This is a genomic window from Providencia rustigianii (assembly GCF_900637755.1).
Lineage (GTDB): Bacteria > Pseudomonadota > Gammaproteobacteria > Enterobacterales > Enterobacteriaceae > Providencia > Providencia rustigianii.
Genome location: NZ_LR134396.1, coordinates 1,960,228 through 1,977,041, shown reverse-complemented (window position 1 = coordinate 1,977,041; position 16,814 = coordinate 1,960,228). Strand labels below are relative to the sequence as shown.

11 protein-coding genes are annotated in these 16,814 nt (G+C 42.3%); 5 read left to right on the top strand and 6 right to left on the bottom strand.

What is annotated here, in order from left to right:
* Positions 1–26 precede the first annotated feature (26 nt).
* The 5 genes from EL244_RS09145 to EL244_RS09125 form a co-directional block, all read right to left on the bottom strand.
* The gene (locus EL244_RS09145) at positions 27–2,081 is read right to left on the bottom strand and encodes an SWIM zinc finger family protein (RefSeq protein WP_126460407.1); all 2,055 of its coding nucleotides are present in this window, start codon (positions 2,079–2,081) and stop codon (positions 27–29) included.
* Entirely contained in the window at positions 2,078–3,241 is a 1,164-nt protein-coding gene (locus tag EL244_RS09140; RefSeq protein WP_126460404.1) for a VWA domain-containing protein, read from the bottom strand. The genes EL244_RS09145 and EL244_RS09140 overlap by 4 nt, the downstream gene beginning before the upstream one ends.
* The gene (locus EL244_RS09135; RefSeq protein WP_126460401.1) at positions 3,234–5,792 is read right to left on the bottom strand and encodes a DUF5682 family protein; all 2,559 of its coding nucleotides are present in this window, start codon (positions 5,790–5,792) and stop codon (positions 3,234–3,236) included. The genes EL244_RS09140 and EL244_RS09135 overlap by 8 nt, the downstream gene beginning before the upstream one ends.
* Positions 5,793–5,855: 63 nt before the next feature.
* The gene (locus EL244_RS09130; RefSeq protein WP_126460398.1) at positions 5,856–6,965 is read right to left on the bottom strand and encodes an ATP-binding protein; all 1,110 of its coding nucleotides are present in this window, start codon (positions 6,963–6,965) and stop codon (positions 5,856–5,858) included.
* Positions 6,966–6,999: 34 nt separating this feature from the next.
* Entirely contained in the window at positions 7,000–10,734 is a 3,735-nt protein-coding gene (locus tag EL244_RS09125; RefSeq protein WP_126460395.1) for a DUF4132 domain-containing protein, read from the bottom strand.
* 385 nt (positions 10,735–11,119) lie between these two features.
* Here EL244_RS09125 and EL244_RS09120 point away from each other — a divergent pair, with 385 nt between their 5' ends.
* From EL244_RS09120 to EL244_RS09105, 4 genes are all read left to right on the top strand, one after another.
* On the top strand, positions 11,120–11,512 hold the full coding sequence (locus EL244_RS09120; protein WP_115164319.1) for a RidA family protein: 393 nt from the start codon (positions 11,120–11,122) through the stop codon (positions 11,510–11,512).
* A 24-nt stretch (positions 11,513–11,536) separates the two neighbouring features.
* Positions 11,537–12,505 carry a threo-3-hydroxy-L-aspartate ammonia-lyase gene (locus tag EL244_RS09115; RefSeq protein WP_126460392.1) on the top strand — a complete coding sequence of 323 codons (969 nt, stop codon included), beginning with the start codon at positions 11,537–11,539 and terminating at the stop codon, positions 12,503–12,505.
* A gap of 83 nt (positions 12,506–12,588) precedes the next feature.
* A complete protein-coding gene (locus tag EL244_RS09110) occupies positions 12,589–13,233 on the top strand; it encodes a helix-turn-helix transcriptional regulator (protein WP_126460389.1) in 645 nt (214 codons plus the stop codon).
* A 110-nt stretch (positions 13,234–13,343) separates the two neighbouring features.
* Positions 13,344–14,228 (top strand): alpha/beta fold hydrolase, encoded by an 885-nt coding sequence (locus EL244_RS09105; RefSeq protein WP_126460386.1) that lies wholly within the window; start codon positions 13,344–13,346, stop codon positions 14,226–14,228.
* Positions 14,229–14,273: 45 nt separating this feature from the next.
* Here the strand turns inward: EL244_RS09105 and EL244_RS09100 are convergent, their stop codons facing one another.
* A complete protein-coding gene (locus tag EL244_RS09100) occupies positions 14,274–15,158 on the bottom strand; it encodes a 4Fe-4S binding protein (protein WP_115164317.1) in 885 nt (294 codons plus the stop codon).
* 223 nt (positions 15,159–15,381) lie between these two features.
* Here EL244_RS09100 and EL244_RS09095 point away from each other — a divergent pair, with 223 nt between their 5' ends.
* Entirely contained in the window at positions 15,382–16,539 is a 1,158-nt protein-coding gene (locus EL244_RS09095) for an iron-containing alcohol dehydrogenase (RefSeq protein ID WP_126460383.1), read from the top strand.
* Positions 16,540–16,814: the final 275 nt, after the last annotated feature.

Here is a 16,814-nt window from a genome sequence, read left to right as displayed (position 1 = left end):
AGGGGAACTCCATTTCCCCTTTTTGCTTAGTTATTTAATTCAAAAGGTAACATTTTTTGTGAGCGCTCAAATTGGTCACACAGATACACTAATTTCAGCAGACTTTCTGGCGTTTGGTTATCTATTTGCAGATAGTTATCCAGCAACTTAGCAAACCACAGCATGCCGAGATCTTGCAAAGTTCGGACAACATCGCTGAGCTCATTCGATTGATTCTCTGACAACCGTTGTCTTCCAGTACAACCTTGGGTCTCTAGTACTGAAAAAATAGGGCGCGTTATTTGCTGAGCTAAGGTGGGTTCAGGCGCAAATGCCAGATTATCACGCTGCTTTTTAGCCATATATTCCGCAATCGTTGTCATAAACTGAGAAGCCTGTTTCTTACGCGGAATCGCGTCAAAATCAAGATAAAACAGTTCAATTCCCTGCTCTTTCTTCAACCACAATGTTTTTGGTATTAATTGGAGATGTTGCTGATTTTCATTAGCTTGTAGCGAAATAGCCTGGATATCCCAGCCTTTTTGGGTGATAAACCGTAGCTCCTCAATTTGATTATTTTCACTTCCTTGCCAATTTAAGCGCAAAAACACTCGATTTTGGTAGATATCACAAACAGGCCAAATCACACACTGCTCAATTTCGTTCCATTGCAAAGGTTCATAACTCGCGATGTGCAGCACAATGGGTTCAAATTGCACCTCTTCAGCCAGATTAGACAAATATTCCACGGCAACTTGCCAATCAGTAAAACCCAACTGACTTTTTAAGGATTGATAATCATCAAATGAGATAAGTTTATCGCGACTTATCGCGTAGCTTTCACCACTTGCTGAGAGCTTTCCTTCATCCGATATCCGAGGGGCATGCAACTCAAATCGCCCACGCATCAAATTATCCGCAGTCTGCTTCCAAATCGCTAAGGTTTGCCACACATTACGGCGATTAAATGTGGTATCAAGAGAATTGACTCTTGCTTGGGAACATTGCACCACATTATTCTCTTGATGATCCCAAAAACTCAATGTTGCCCCAATCGCACCGCTCTGAGTCTGCCACCACTGCGCATCGATAGGCATCAACGACAAAATTTCTGTCTTCGTATCATAATGACGTCGACCAAAAGCCCGTAGCGTTGTTATCTGGGATTCATTGGCATGGGCTAACTGATACAAATAGGCGCTAATTTGTGCAATAAACCGCAGAACTTGACCTTCATCCATCGTGAAATGACGCTGTGCTAATAACTTAACTTGATGGCTTAACCGCTTCAAATAATTAGCCAATCTCGGTAATCCTTCGGCACGAGCGGACATATTCAGCAGATGTAATTGTGCTGCACTACTTTGGCTGATATGGGATAAACCTTGGCGCAACATATCGTGAATAAAACGCTGTATGGTCTCAAGCACCTTATGTTCATCATCGCTAAGTTTCTGCTGATGGGGATTGACTTGAATAAGATCTTCAGGCCAATTCCATGGCTGATGGTATTGAATAAACAGCTTAGCAATGACCGCCAAATGCAGGGCTTTTTGCTGCTTTTCAGGCAGTGAGGACAATATCCCTTGAAAGCCGTTACCACGAATATAAATAATCGGTTCTTCGTATTGTGGAATAAAGATTTTCAGTTGGTTGGACTGATCGTCAAGAATCAAGCTCCGATCTTGCCAATCCTGTACGATCTTCACTGCTAATCGGCAATCAGGTTTACTATTCTGCTTAATCAGTGCCTGTGGATCTAAGCTGAGTAGCTCAGGTAATAGTGGCTCTAGCTCGATAGAACCTGAGGATTCAAGCTCCACGTCTGCACTTTGCTCATCATTATGGCTTTGTACCCACAAAACGGCAGCAAGAATATGCTTACAGCAACCTGTCGCTGAACAGTCACAACGAGACTTTTGAATTCCTTGAGGATCTAAAGTGACCTGTTGACCATCACTAATAAAAGTTCCATCCGCTAAACTTTCGGGATCTACCTTGTTATTTTCCAGATCTTTGCGTGCTCGACGCAGCAAACCTACGTTAGCAAATACCGCTAATGCGTCATCATCATAATGTAAATAGAGGTTTTTCCAACTCATTGCATCACCTCTGCCAACCAATGGGCGAAATGCTCAGGGGTTAATGCCGCCACATTCATGCCTCGATCCGCCAGCTTTTGGGCAATTTCAGTATCATAGACCGGCAAGGCTTCATCATCTAGCGCAGCCAATCCAAGCAGTTTAACTTGTTGGCTATTCAAGCGTTCAGTGCAACTAAGTAGATTATTCAGCGCCCCACCTTCTTCAAAATCACTGATAAGGGAAATCACCGTCCGTTTAGGATTGCGGATCAGGCTTTCACAATAATTCATCGCCTTGGCAATATCCGTTCCGCCACCAAGTTGCACGGTCATCAAAACCTCCACTGGGTCATGGGCTAGATGAGAGAGGTCAACGACTTGGGTATCAAATACCACGAGAGAAACCCGTACCGTTGGCAATGCCGCTAAAATACTGGCACACACTGCCGCATACATTATCGAACTGGCCATTGAGCCACTTTGGTCCACACACAGAATAACATCCCACGGCAAGTGCTGTTGTTGCCGAGAATTAAAATAAGGCGTTTTGATGACTAATCGCTGATGTTGAAGATCATAGTTCTTTAAGTTGGCAGCAATGGTTGCTCGCCAATCGAAATTACGGCTATTGGGAATTAATGAACGCCTAAAGCGATTGCGCCTGCCGGTTAGCGCCTGACGAAATTGATTGCGCATTTGGCTCAAAATATCATCCACAACTTTGCGAATAATATTCTTTACCGCATCGCGAGTTTCCTCACTCATTTTTCCACGTAAGCTAAGCAAGGTTTTTGCCAGTGCTTTGGTCGGCTCCATGGCATTCAGGGCTTGAGGATTTTTCAATAAGCTACTGATTTCATAACGTTCTAAAGCCTGTGTTTGCATTCTTTCAAAGGTACTATTGGGAAAAAGTTTACGGGCTTGATTTAACCAATTCACCGCGGTCAGTTGAGAAGCATCTAACGATCCGTGGCGTCTATTTTCTTGGCGTAACCCACGACGCTGGTATTCACGGCGATATAAAAAATCTAATGAGCGTTCGATTTTAAGCTCATTTCCATTAAATGTAGCCTGCCCCAATGCATTATCGGCGTATTGCCCCAAGATCAAACGCCAACGTTTTGCCAGCTGGATCTGTTCTTCGGTTAATTTGAGTTCTTCCGGTTGCGGGTTATCCATGGGATGACTCCTCACTGTGTGACTTAAACCAGCCAGTTAATCCTTGGTCAGCAAGTTGTTGTTGAATTTTTTGTTCTAATTCTATGGCTTGTAGAAGCTGCTGTTGATTAAATTGAGCTTGATGCAACGTGAGGTCGTGGGTCTCGATGGACAGTTTCTGAGCGACTACCCGAGCCATATTGGCATTTTGTTTTGGTGTGAGCTGACTGAATGCAAAACGCAGATCTGGCAGAACTTGAATAAAGCGATTGTCATCCCACTGGCTTAATAGCTGGTTCAGCAACTCGATTAGCAATGGTAAACGTACCACTAATTCTGGCGCTGTACGCATGATCCCAATAAAGTAACCGATGGCGAGTTCCGGATCGCTCCCCAAACTGAATGTGCGTTCAATTTCTTTTGTGAGTACCGACTCGTCGATCTTTCCTCCCAGATAGCGGATCGCATCCACCGCCCCTTTGATTAATGGCGCATGATTAAGCTGTCCATCTAAGCGATCGAGTTGTGCATAAAATTCAGAGGAATAGTCACTGTGTGGGTTGATTTCAGGAATGAAGGTGATGAGTTCTCGACATGAAAGTAGCGCATTAAAATCGTGCTCTTGTCGCTGTTCATCTCCTTGGCTAATCTGATCAAGGCAATAAAATGCTTGTTGCAGCACCTTATCGAGACGCTGGCGTATCCCACTATCCTGCTCAATATCAAAGACACTGCGACCTCGCCATAAATGCACTAATTTATGGCCACACGCCACCAATGATTCAAACTTGGCATCTTGCTGAATATAGCTATCAAGCAAGTTAAACAGTGTCGGAATACGCTGATGCAACCCAATCAATGCCGCTTGCATCAATAAGGTCACGGCACTTTGGCTTGAACGACTGACTCCTTGCTCCTCTAACTGTTTCTCCATTTGTAAAATCTTATTCAATGCAATGGATTTCAGCTGAGTTCCTTTCTCGGATAACGCAATTAGCTCCCCTTCCACATTGGGTGTCCACGCGTACTGCCACTCTTCAAACAATAAATCCATCTGATTACCCGATAAAAAATTGGGTCCTGCAATTAATTTTGCAAAATGGATCTCTAGAAATGCTAAAAGATGTAGAAAACGGCTACGTAGACGATGTTGCTTATTGCGGTAGACATCTAAACGACTGACTTTGGCTAACGTATCATCCAGTTTAAAACGAAAGGCTTTTGCAATGTCATAAGTTTCCGAAACTAATGGTGGCGTGATAGTACCTTTGGGGATCTGCCCTAAGGTAAAACCAGAGAAACAGGTTTTTATCTCATCCCATAATTCATTTTGACTTTCATCTAAACTGCCTTTGATAAATGCACTTTGTAGCCCATCCAAAAGGTCATAGCGGCCTGGCCCCGTGTGTCCACGAAAAGCCGCTAATCTTAAGCTCTGTTCTGCGGCCAATTTAACTGATAAAAATCCAGGCGCGGCATCAAATTGTTTTTCTCTCAGGGATTCAGCCACTTTAGACAAAAATCCAATGCCTTGTTGATGACGATAAATGACTGTAGGGATCATTTTTTGTTGCAGTTGGTCAGCACGTTGCTGTAGTAAGCCTTCCCAGACTTGCTGATAAAATGCAGGTGACGGCATTCCCGATGCATAGCCATTTAGTGCATCAAGACGGTCATAACTGTAGCGGATCAGCCAAGCGTTATCCTGCTCTGCCATTTTTTGCTGTTGGGTAAATTGTTTTTGCTGTACTGGTGTCAGTGCAAAGTGATGCTCAATGGACGGAGCTAATCCTTCAATTAATGCAAGGGTATGAAATCCCCCCGTCACTACCACAATTTTTGCGTTCGGCTCTTGGGATTTAATGGTTTGGATATGGGCTTGCATATGGGATTCACGTTGGGTCGAACCCTCAGAATCAAGAACTTCAGGCTCATAATCTAAACGAGCCAAAGCACACCAAATAAAACTGTCACGGAAAAATCCCGCCCAATTGGCAACTGACTCTAATGGGCGTAATTCGAATAAATGTTCCCATAGTTCATCGTGATCTCGACAACCACATTTTTTAGCTAACTGGGCGATAAACAAGCTATGCGCGAGGTAACGCTCTCGTTGTAAGCTCTGATTTTGATTGTCTGTTTTGTGGTCGAGAGCAATTTGTGCAGCCCAAGGTAAATCAATAAATCGAAGTTTTGCATTGTGCTGGTGACCTGCTTGTAAAGCCTGCCATTCTGGGGAGTATTCACAAAAGGGAAAATATGCGGATCTAGTGACAGCGTCACTTTTATCTTGATCAATATCCGTTATTTTTAGTTCAGTCTGCCCCATTATGGCGATCGGTGGACGAGTCTCGCCATCCAATAGGCCGATAATCAGTGAATTAAAACTATCCGGACCTTCAACTAACACATAATCAGGTTGAATCTGCTCAATTAAGGTCAATACGCTATACGCACACGCTGGGCTATGATGGCGAACAGGTGCAAAATAGATATTTTGAGACTCAAGGGATTGCCACTGATTGAGTGCTTGTTGTAGCCGTTCGGGTAAAGTGATGGATGACAAACTCACGGATTTACTCTCTTATTGAAAAGAAATGACCAAGCAGCCTTGGCCATTTCTGAGTGACTAACGTTATTGCCAAAACTCTCGCGAGGCTTCAAAAAAGGCTTTCCATTCAGGGCTCTGTTTGGCTCTTTCTCGTGCAACGTTATCAATGTAATAACGCATCCGTTTGATGTCATCCGCGTTATCTTTAAGCACCACCCCAATTAATTGACGAGCTACCGCGCCTGCACTTAATGTCCCATCCCCCAAATAGTGGGCTTCTAGCGCACAAGCGTAGGCAATATTGACGGCTTCCGCGGTGGACATCACTGCATCAGGGGTTTTAATGCTTCCCCCATCTTTAGTATTTCCCGAACGTAATTCTTGGAATGTAGTGACTAATAATTCAATGACATTATTCGGAACGGTTACCTCTCCATCCAACTCCCCTAATTCTGCCGCTAATTGCTTATTAATCAGCTCAATTTCAAATGCAGGGTCTTGAATCGGTTTGACAGTTTCAAAATTAAAACGACGCTTCAGTGCTGATGACATTTCATGAACACCACGGTCACGTAAGTTCGCCGTACCAATCAGATTGAATCCAGATTTAGCACTGATCCGCGCATTATCTTTCATTTCTGGGATCATCATTTGCTTTTCTGACATCATGCTCACCAACACATCTTGAATTTCTGGTGGGCAGCGGGTGATCTCTTCAAAACGGACAATTTTGCCCTCTTTCATCCCTTGATACAGTGGAGAGCTCACCAAGGCTTTTTCTGTCGGACCTTCTGCAAGCAATAACGCATAGTTCCACGAATACTTAATATGGTCTTCCGTTGTTCCCGCTGTTCCTTGAATGGTTAACCCAGAATCCCCACTAATTGCCGCTGCCAATAACTCAGATAACATGGATTTTGCCGTACCCGGTTCTCCCACTAGCATGAGGCCTTGTTTACCAAGTAAAGTCACTATCGCTCTATCTACCAGCGCATCATCTCCGAAAAACTTCGGCGTAATTTGCAGTGACTCATCCCCTAAAATAAATTGCCTAACCGCTCTCGGTGAACGTAGCCATCCTTGTGGTTTCGGGTTAGCTTTATCCGCTTGTGTTAATCGTTCAAGTTCATCCGCGAAGCGCACCTCTGCGCTTTCGCGCAGAACACTTCCGTCTGATTTTTTTACTTTCGCCATGGCTGTTTCCTAAATAAATGCGCTAATTATTGAGTTACCAAGGGGTTTTCTTTTCCCATTCAGGGTCAAAACCAGCACAGGCATCAGCAACTTTCAGATAATCTGCATAACTTTCTGCCAGAAGGATCGGAGGAACATTTTTCAACTCAAGATAGCTGCGATTCCATGAGCTTTTTTGTGATTGGTCAAAACTCAAAGAATAAAGTACCGCTGGAATATTTTCTTCAGGCACATAACTTCCACTAAATTCGATATATACATAGCAATCTAAGCTAGCAAAATATTTCGAATAGTGGCAAAAACTTCCACCGTCTTCGGCTTGACCACGTTGATAGCCCATCTTGGTTAATACGCCGCGTAACGTATAGGTATCCGTGACCCAACCTTTTCTATCTTCAATTTCTGTGAGTGTTAACTCTAATTCAGGAATTTTATGTTCCATTTGTGAGAACAAAAATTTCACTTTGTAATCTTTAAAATGCGCCATCCACGCTTTACGATCCACATCAGACAATAACGCCGCATGAGCCAGTTTGATTGACGAATCCGCACTTAATTCAACCTCATCATCCTCAAGATCCAACAAACTCCCATCATCGGATGGACGGAACTGATTAATCACTTGGTCATCTTTAACTTCTAGCCAAACCAGTCTTTCAATTAAGCCACGCATAATGGGATGATTTTGAATATATTCTTGCCAATCTGCTGTACTCCACAAACGCTCTACACACATTGCTTCATACAAACGGGCGGTTTGTAACTCAATGACTTGCTTTAATTCTTTTTTACTTGATGTGAGTAATTTTTTCGATTCTTTAATCAGTTCTTCATTGTCAGTTTTACGCGCCGCAGGTAAGGCTTTGATCTCTTTACCTTCAGGGTTAAATAGCACCAATTTTTGTTGGGCATCTAACTTGGCGGTAAAGATTCGGTCACCATATTCCAATACCAATGTCCCCGTTTCATCCATACCGGCGGTTGGAATAGTACGATCTGCCAACTCATCTGCACTCCAGCCATTACGCTGTGCAATAACGGCAACTAATCCACGGGCTTTTTCCTGTACTGAGGTTGTCCGATAGCGGCGAGACAGTGACAATAATAGTTGGATAATCAGTGGGTCATTACTGACTGCAATCGCGTCGATCATCGCTTCGATTTGAGCACGGCGTTGATAATGGTCACGCATATAGTTACGGAGCATCGTGACAGCAATATGCCCTTCAATGCCACAAATTAGCGCCAGCATGCCTTTATCACTGATTGCAGAACCTAAATAACGGCGCAAAACTTCATTTTTGATATCGTTATACGTCTGCTCCAGCGTGTAATTTTCATATTGTGAATAATACTCTGGCCAGCGTTTGAGCCAATCTTGATAGTTAGCCAGGCGCTGAGGAGCATCTCGCTCAGCTTCTGCCATTGCGACTTCCAAAGATGGGCCTGCAATATCTTGATTGATAAAACTGTTCAGAATAAAACTACCCAGTTTACGCTGGCTATCTACGGATAATAGGCTGATATAACGCTGCAACAGCCCATTGCCTGCTGGCATTTTTAATTTCACTGCAAGGATGATCCACCAGCGAATAATCGCCGGATCGACTGCTTTATTATCCTGCCATTTCAGCGCAGGGATCGCGTCTAAATCAAACCACGCCATACTAGCTGGCGCTTTACCTTTCAGGCCTGTTTGGGCTTCAGATAATAAGACTTTTGGTGATAAGTAGCTGGATATATCTTCACCGAGTTGTTCCAGAGCCGTCAGTAGTGCCGCACGAACCACTTCTCGTTTTTCTTTCTTCAGTAATGCATACAACGGTTTTAATGAATCAGGGTGTTTTAAGCGCGCTAACCATTCAATTGCCGTGACACGAATTTCTTGCTTACCGGATTCTAATCCCTCAGCGGCACTCACATGAATATTTGGCAACGTTTCTAATAATTTTTGGGCGCTTAACCGGTGGGTTTTATTTTCCCCCAAGGCAAGTTCCATGATCCGCGGAATAAAGCGCGCAGGAACCTTTGGAAATAATGCTAAGACATCAATCGCGTTGGCAGCATCATATTCTTGGTAATTTCGGTGACCTTCATGCTGAGGGATCAATCCTAATGCTTCACTTAAGAAATCAGGATATTGCATAAAGAACGGCCAGACCTGCTCCGCGTCTTTAAACATGGATAGACCATCGGTATAAGAACGCAAACACAGATCGGCAATCAAGCGATTTGGGTTTTTAAAACGACACAGCTCAAGTCCAGCCTCAAGTTGACGCAATTCTATTTGGGAAATAATCCGTTGCGGCAGCCCTCGAGTAATATGGTAACTTGAGAAATTATCGGTATCTGGACGGTTATGGTTTATCAAGCGTAATGCATGAAATAACGTGAACTCAGGAAGATTAGAGATGCGTTCTTTATGCGTAATGACGTTATATTCATGGTCAGAAATCACCCCTACGCCGGTATTTAGTTTGGTTAATATCCCCGCACACTCATCTTCGTTGTGTTTTTGAAGTTCAGCATAGTGACGTTGTGCCCACGTATATTTATGTTTTTCTTGCTTATTTTCCTCTAATTCTCGTTCCGCATTTTCTTTAGCTTTTTGCTCCATTTCACGGAAGTTAGTCACTAAAATATCAACTGCACTTTCAGGAAGTGGCGTATCTTCAAGCATAATAATTTCAGGTAACTCAACCTCTTCCACTTCATTCGCGGTATCCATCACGTCGAAGCGGGAAATAGCGCTTTCAATACTTTTTAATACGGTTTTATTGGTTTCAACGTTTAACGCAGCTTCAAGTACATCACGATCTTTACCAATACGTGCAAACAGATCCGCCGCTTGAGTTCGTTGTTTAGGGGTGCCTTCCAATAACACTTTGGTTAAGTGTATTTTGACGGATTCAGCGGGTAAGACTGCCACCACTGGCTCTGCGGCTGTACGTACTGTTTTTAATGCGCTGGTGGCAAATAACACTAAGCTATCAGCAAATTCGCGGCTCAGATCCTGATCTTTTTTCAGGTAATCGATGAGTTGAATTTGCCCTGCTGCTGACAATGTATTGACCAAAGTCTGTTTAACAAATTCTTGCTCTGCCAGTAAATAGGCTTTTAATCCCGGAATGGCAAAGAATAAATTTAGGTGGTCATAGTGATAATCAGAGAGATTTTGGCGATCAAAAATACCATACAAAATAGTATTGGCAGGTTGCTCAGCCTCTGTCTCAACTAACTGACTGAGTAGCTCTAAGCTCCAATGTTTACGATGCTCGTACTTTGCATTACGGGAATTATCGAATGTCGTCCCAAATGCATCACACAGTAAATACATCATCCATGACGGTAGTTCAGGCGTCAGTACTTTTATATTCGCTTCTTGGCAAATGGCTGCGAGCACCTTTGCAAAGCGGGCAATTTGAATGGGGGTAATGTCATCACCGACTTTGGAATATAATTTATGACGGGCATTTTTACTTTGGCGAATCAGCTTTGAATACGGGTTAGCATCAAAATTATTACCTGGCCACCACCAATCAACAGTACCTGGTTTATCTAATAAAACAGTCGCTTTTTCTTTATCTAATTGACCCAGTTTCATCAAAATTTCAGGGGATTTCCCCTCAATAACATAGTCAAACAGCTCTTTGGGTAAGCTTTCTTCAAATGCCGCTAATGGTAATAGGGTTTCTTGTAAATATTGTAGCCCTGCCGTTGCCCCTTTTTCACCATAAATTGGAAGAAGGTCAAATGTAACTTTCGCCATGTTAATTTCCTAAATGTATTTATATAACAAATTCTTACCATTTTTTGTGGTGAGTCTCAATTTGATTATTCTTATTCCTGATTATTTAATTTTTATACTTAAATTTTCATTTGGAATTAAATGCCAATAATTTAAATATCCTCAATTAATCCCCCTCAAAAAACTGTACTAATCTCTTAATATTGGGGGATTCAATAACAATAACGGCGCAATGACAATTAACTCCAGAAATAACAGCTATATTTATTTTTATCCATTTTTGTATCTTTAATCATTGTTTTTTGCTCATGCTATTGCTCATTTAAACACCACAAACCCATTGACTAGATCAATAGTCTAATATTAGACTGTTTGTATATTTAATCTGGAATACTGGGAAACAAAAATGAAAAACTCGATTACTTACACAAATGCTCAAGGGCTGATCCCGCCTCGCGGGCATTATTCGCACTGCGTGACAGCCAATGGGTTTATCTTTATTTCAGGACAACTGCCTGTTGATAGCCACGGTACAGTCCACACAAATGTGCCTTTTGCACAACAAGCTGAACAAGTATTGTCAAATTTAGAGGCCTGTTTAACGGCGTGTGGCGTGGGCAAGCAACATCTTGTTCAAGTTCGTGTCTATATTGCAGATATGAATGACTGGCAGGTATTTAATCAAATTTATGCTACTTGGATTGGGGAATATCGCCCTGCTCGTGCAGTAGCTGGCGTTTCAGAGCTACATTTCGGCGCTGGCTTAGAAATTGAAGCCACCGCGGTTGCAACAAACTAAATCATGAATCAATGGGGTCACACTATGAAAGAATTAATATTACCCACTTACCAAGATGTTGAAGCTGCCTCTGCACGCATTGCTAATTTTGCGCATAAAACCCCTGTAATGACATCCTCAACGATAAATCAACAATTTGGGGCTGAATTATTTTTTAAATGTGAAAATTTTCAGCGGATGGGTGCATTTAAGTTCCGAGGTGCACTTAATGCACTCGCACAATTCACGCCGCAGCAGAAAAAAGCCGGTGTAATTGCGTTTTCTTCCGGCAACCATGCTCAAGGGATCGCTCTGGCGGCACAAATTTTGAATATCCCTGCAACAATATTAATGCCTCTTGATGCCCCTGAAGTCAAAGTGGCCGCTACAGAGGGATATGGTGCAAGCGTTGTCAGATTTGACCGTTATACCCAAGATAGAGAGCAATTGACTCAAGAGTTGGCAACCCAACAGGGGCTTACAATTATTCCACCTTTTGATCATCCACATATTATTGCTGGGCAAGGTACATCAGCCAAAGAGCTATTTGAAGAAGTTGGCGAATTGGATGCCTTATTCGTTTGCCTTGGTGGTGGCGGATTACTGTCCGGTTGCGCGCTGGCAGCGCGAGCATTATCCCCTAATTGTAAAGTTTATGGTGTAGAACCGGAAGCCGGCAATGATGCCCAACAATCGTTTAGAAGTGGCAAAATCGTGCATATTGAAACCCCAAAAACGATTGCGGATGGTGCGCAAACTCAACATATTGGACATTATACTTTTGCCCTGATCCAACAAAATGTTGATGATATTTTGACTGCTACGGATGAACAATTGGTTGACTGCATGAAATTCTACGCTGAAAGAATGAAAATGGTCGTAGAGCCAACAGGATGTTTATCCTTTGCGGCGGCGGTAAAGATGAAAGAAGAATTACGCGGTAAACGCATTGGTATTATTGTCAGCGGCGGAAATGTAGATATTAAACGCTTCGCCGAATTAATGTTAGCTTAAGCAATTAATGCCCCTTCTCTATTAGAATTTCTACAAATAGTTTAACATTGAACAAGATATCGAAAAGATGAAGGGGTATGGTCATGGCAAAACCAAAAGAAAATAGCCTACTGGCTCAAGTCGAAGCCATTGCAAAAGGTCTCAGTGAAACTTTTGCCCCGTTTTGTGAAGTGGTTGTCCATGATTTGAAAAATCCAGAGCGATCTATTTTATCTATTCATAACAATCTATCTGGGCGCAAAGTGGGTGAACCCACGACCGAATTAGGATTAGCCAGAATAGCATCCGCTGATTTTCCAAATATTATCGCCAATTATGCAAACCAATTTCCAGATGGCCGTCAGGCAAAAAGTACGTCGATCGGTATCAAAGATGAAAATGGTCAATACGTTGCCGCACTGTGCTTAAATTTAGATATGACCCAGTTTCGCAGTATGCAAAGTATGCTTTCTCAATTTACCGAAGTTGGTTGCAGCCCAATTAAAGAGCATCTTGAGCCCATTGGTAGTGAAGCTATTCGCAGCCGTATTGATCAGTTTGCCGCCTCTCTTGCTGCGACGCCACGATCACTAAAAGCGGATGAGCGTGTCGCTCTCATTGAATTACTACGCCGGGAAGGTCTTCTGGATATCAGAAAATCCATGGATACTATTGCCCAGCATCTTGGCGTTTCTCGAGCATCTGTCTATTTATACGCAAAAAAAGATAGCGAGTTTACTAAAAGTTAACAGGAACAAGGATAGGTATTTTTGTTGGTATTGATTATCTGTTTTTAGCCATAGCCTTTTAGACAGACTTACTGCATAAATAGCCTATCGTCACAAAACATGGAAATAAAATGACAAATACTGCGCCTTTACCTCTGTATTATGATTATTTTGGGAAACCAGAAAACCCTGCCGTTGTACTGATCCCCGGTTTAGGGGGGCATAACATTAGTTGGACCACTGAATTTTGCCAACAAATTGCCGATGCGGGGTTCTATATTCTCCGCCCTGATAACCGTGATGCGGGTCTATCACCCCATTTATCTGATTATCCGTCGATTGATATTGCTGAACTCTCGAAGAGATTACAGGCTGGAGAGCAAATTGACGTTCCCTATACGTTATTTGATATGGCTGATGACTACATTGCGTTATTAGATAATTTATCCATTGAAAAAGCGCATATTGTCGGGCGCTCCATGGGAGGGTTTATCGCTCAAATCATTGCGGCGAAAGCTAACCATCGAGTACTCTCTCTGTGCCCAATTATGTCATCTACTGGTAATCCGAACTTACCACAAAGTGAACCTGATGTTATGCAGATGCTCACCAGTTCTGGTGCTGATCCTAAACAAGATTTAGATGCCTATTTAGCCGGACAAATCGCATTTTATCGTCGCATTGGCTCAACTTGCGTCCCGTTTAATGAAGAACATTGCCGCAATTATCTTTTACAAGCTTTAGCTCGAAATTATTCTCCTGAAGGAACTAAACGCCAGCTGGTTGCCACTGTAGTGACTGGTGATCTAAGACCTCACTTACCCAACGTAACCGCACCAACATTAGTGATCCACGGATCGGTTGACCCGTTATTCCCAGTTACCTCAGGTCAGGATATTTTTGACAATATTCAAAATGCGGAATTAGAGATTATTGATGGTATGGGACATGACACACCGCCAGAGTTAAACCCGATAATTGCTGATATGATTATTTCGCATATGCAAGGTTGCTAAGTCTGACTGAGTGCGGATTATTGTAAGCGCTCCTCTAGGGGCGTTTTACAACCATCCTTGTTTTTGATGTTGGGTACATATAGGGCAGATTTTCTTATCCTGCTCCCATGAAAAGAATGGCAATTGGCATTTCTGGCAAGTGCTATCGTGATAGTGATAAATCGTAGGTTCACTATTTTTTGCAACATGGGGATGCACATGAATAGATTGAGGAAAACAGACCACCTGACAGCTCATACATCCCGTGCAACGCTTCTCATCCACCTTGAATTGGTGATCTTCAATTTCAATCGCTTGCTCATCGCACACTTTGGCGCAAGCGCCACATAAAATACAGCTCGCCGCATCTAATTCAATCTGAAACCAACTATCTTCAGGATAGAACTGTTTTCTCGCGTTTAAACCGGTTTTCACCATTCCTTTATCTAGGGGTTGCAGATCCAGTTTTTGACGAAATAACATTCTACGGCGCCCGCTATCTACGGGAGCAGGTTCAGTGATTGTTAATCGCCAGATAGGCTCTTGTAGTGCTTGTAACTTGAGATTTAAGGCTGCCAAGGTAGGTAACCATTTATCCACCAGTGGTTCAGGGATTTGCATCCCACGGATAGCATATTGGCGGTGCCATACAATAAGCTCTTCTGTACTAGCTAACGGTTCATCATGGCTAATCACCAAATCACTATCTTGGTAAGTGCGTTCATGTGGAAGAATATTTTCAATTGCATCGACTGGGCAACTAAATAAACAGTTACCACACTGGTAACAGAGTTGGTCATCAATTTTCGCATCCATAAAACCAAAAGAAATAGCGTCTACCGGACAACTGGTTGCACAGTTTTCACAGAGGCTATTTTTCAGTCGCTTTCTCACGCACCTATCATTGATAACTGGCTCAGGAGGAAGATCTAAATGGATAAAACGACGCATAACTCTTTTCCCAATCACATCGGATATTAGTTTAATTAATTCAATTCTAATCAATATAGTAGCGAATTTTTCTATAAATAAAACAATATGACAAAATCTGCATATTTTATGGCGTATACTATATCAATTCATATTATTTGATAATCAAGTAACTGTTTTTGATCTGGCGTAAATCTACAGATGCCAAATGATTTTTCCTGCAATTCCCAACAAAGGTTTGTATATGAATAATTTTGAGTTTTACAATCCAACCCGTATCGTTTTTGGTGAAGGCAAAATTGGCGAACTAGATCGCTTAGTTCCTGTGAATGCAAAAGTTTTAGTGCTGTTTGGTGGCGAAAGTGCTCGAAAAAATGGCACTCTTGATGAAGTCACGGATGCATTAAAAAGTCGCCAAGTTGGCTATTTTGGTGGGATCGAAGCAAATCCACGTTATGAAACATTAATCAAAGCTGTCGCTCTAATTGAAAATGAAGGCTATAATTTTTTGCTTGCTGTCGGTGGCGGTTCAGTGATTGATGGAACCAAGTTTATTGCGGCTGCGGTGAATTATCCTGGGGATAAATGGGAAGTTGTGACCAGCGGTGGATCAACCATTAAAACCGCCCTTCCTTTTGGTACCGTACTCACCTTACCTGCGACCGGTTCTGAAATGAATAAAGGCTCAGTGATCACCCGCGAAGAACTGCATTCTAAATTGGCGTTTATGAGTGACAAAGTATTTCCACAATTTTCCATTTTAGACCCAGTTAAAACATTCACTTTGCCCCCTCGTCAAATCAGTAATGGGGTTGTAGATGCATTCGTGCATGTTATCGAACAATATTTAACCTACCCGGTCAATGCCAATGTTCAAGATGCGTTTGCTGAAGGCTTATTAAAAACATTAATTGAAATTGGTCCTAAAGCGCTGGAAAACCCAACGGATTATGATGTCCGAGCCAATTTAATGTGGACCGCTACGTTAGCATTAAACGGTTTAATCGGTGTTGGTGTTCCCCAAGACTGGGCTACACATATGCTTGGACACGAAATTACCGTGCTATACGGATTAGACCACGCCCAAACTTTAGCGATCATATTGCCTTCCATGATGCATGAAAAACTAGCGCAAAAGCAGGCTAAAATGGCGCAATACGCTGAGCGAGTTTGGGGTATTCATGACGGTAGCGAGAAAGAAAAAGCGTTAAAATCCATTGAGTTAACTCGCCAATTTTTTGAATCAATGCAAGTTAAAACGCGTTTCAAAGATTATCAATTAACCCAAGATGTTGTTGAACCATTAGTCGACAGCTTAGTGGCCCATAATATGGTGACATTAGGTGAGCATGGGGATATTACACCGGAAGTTAGCCGCCGCATCTTTATCGCATCATTATAATTTGTTGAGATATTGACCCAATATAAGAGCGCAATTTATTGCGCTCTTTGTCTATTAATAATTTAAGATGGCTCTATTTAAATTAATTAGAATAATTGATTTATTTTTTAGACAGTTATGTTAGCAGCAGATAACTCTGCTAAAGATTAAAGCTCGATTCATAGCCAGATCATTGATTGGCAATGGCACAATAGCCTACTCAAAATATTGTTTTAGTTTTCACTTCCTACAAGCCATTTATTAGCGTACTAATTTTATGTATTTTATATAACTGA

Bases quoted from the DNA above. Each gene is read 5' to 3' on its own strand.
- EL244_RS09095 (WP_126460383.1), top strand. From the start codon at position 15,382: ATGAATAATTTTGAGTTTTACAATCCAACCCGTATCGTTTTTGGTGAA.
- EL244_RS09140 (WP_126460404.1), bottom strand. From the start codon at position 3,241: ATGGATAACCCGCAACCGGAAGAACTCAAATTAACCGAAGAACAGATC.
- EL244_RS09110 (WP_126460389.1), top strand. From the start codon at position 12,589: ATGGCAAAACCAAAAGAAAATAGCCTACTGGCTCAAGTCGAAGCCATT.
- EL244_RS09125 (WP_126460395.1), bottom strand. From the start codon at position 10,734: ATGGCGAAAGTTACATTTGACCTTCTTCCAATTTATGGTGAAAAAGGG.
- EL244_RS09105 (WP_126460386.1), top strand. From the start codon at position 13,344: ATGACAAATACTGCGCCTTTACCTCTGTATTATGATTATTTTGGGAAA.
- EL244_RS09115 (WP_126460392.1), top strand. From the start codon at position 11,537: ATGAAAGAATTAATATTACCCACTTACCAAGATGTTGAAGCTGCCTCT.
- EL244_RS09145 (WP_126460407.1), bottom strand. From the start codon at position 2,081: ATGAGTTGGAAAAACCTCTATTTACATTATGATGATGACGCATTAGCG.
- EL244_RS09100 (WP_115164317.1), bottom strand. From the start codon at position 15,158: ATGCGTCGTTTTATCCATTTAGATCTTCCTCCTGAGCCAGTTATCAAT.
- EL244_RS09120 (WP_115164319.1), top strand. From the start codon at position 11,120: ATGAAAAACTCGATTACTTACACAAATGCTCAAGGGCTGATCCCGCCT.
- EL244_RS09130 (WP_126460398.1), bottom strand. From the start codon at position 6,965: ATGGCGAAAGTAAAAAAATCAGACGGAAGTGTTCTGCGCGAAAGCGCA.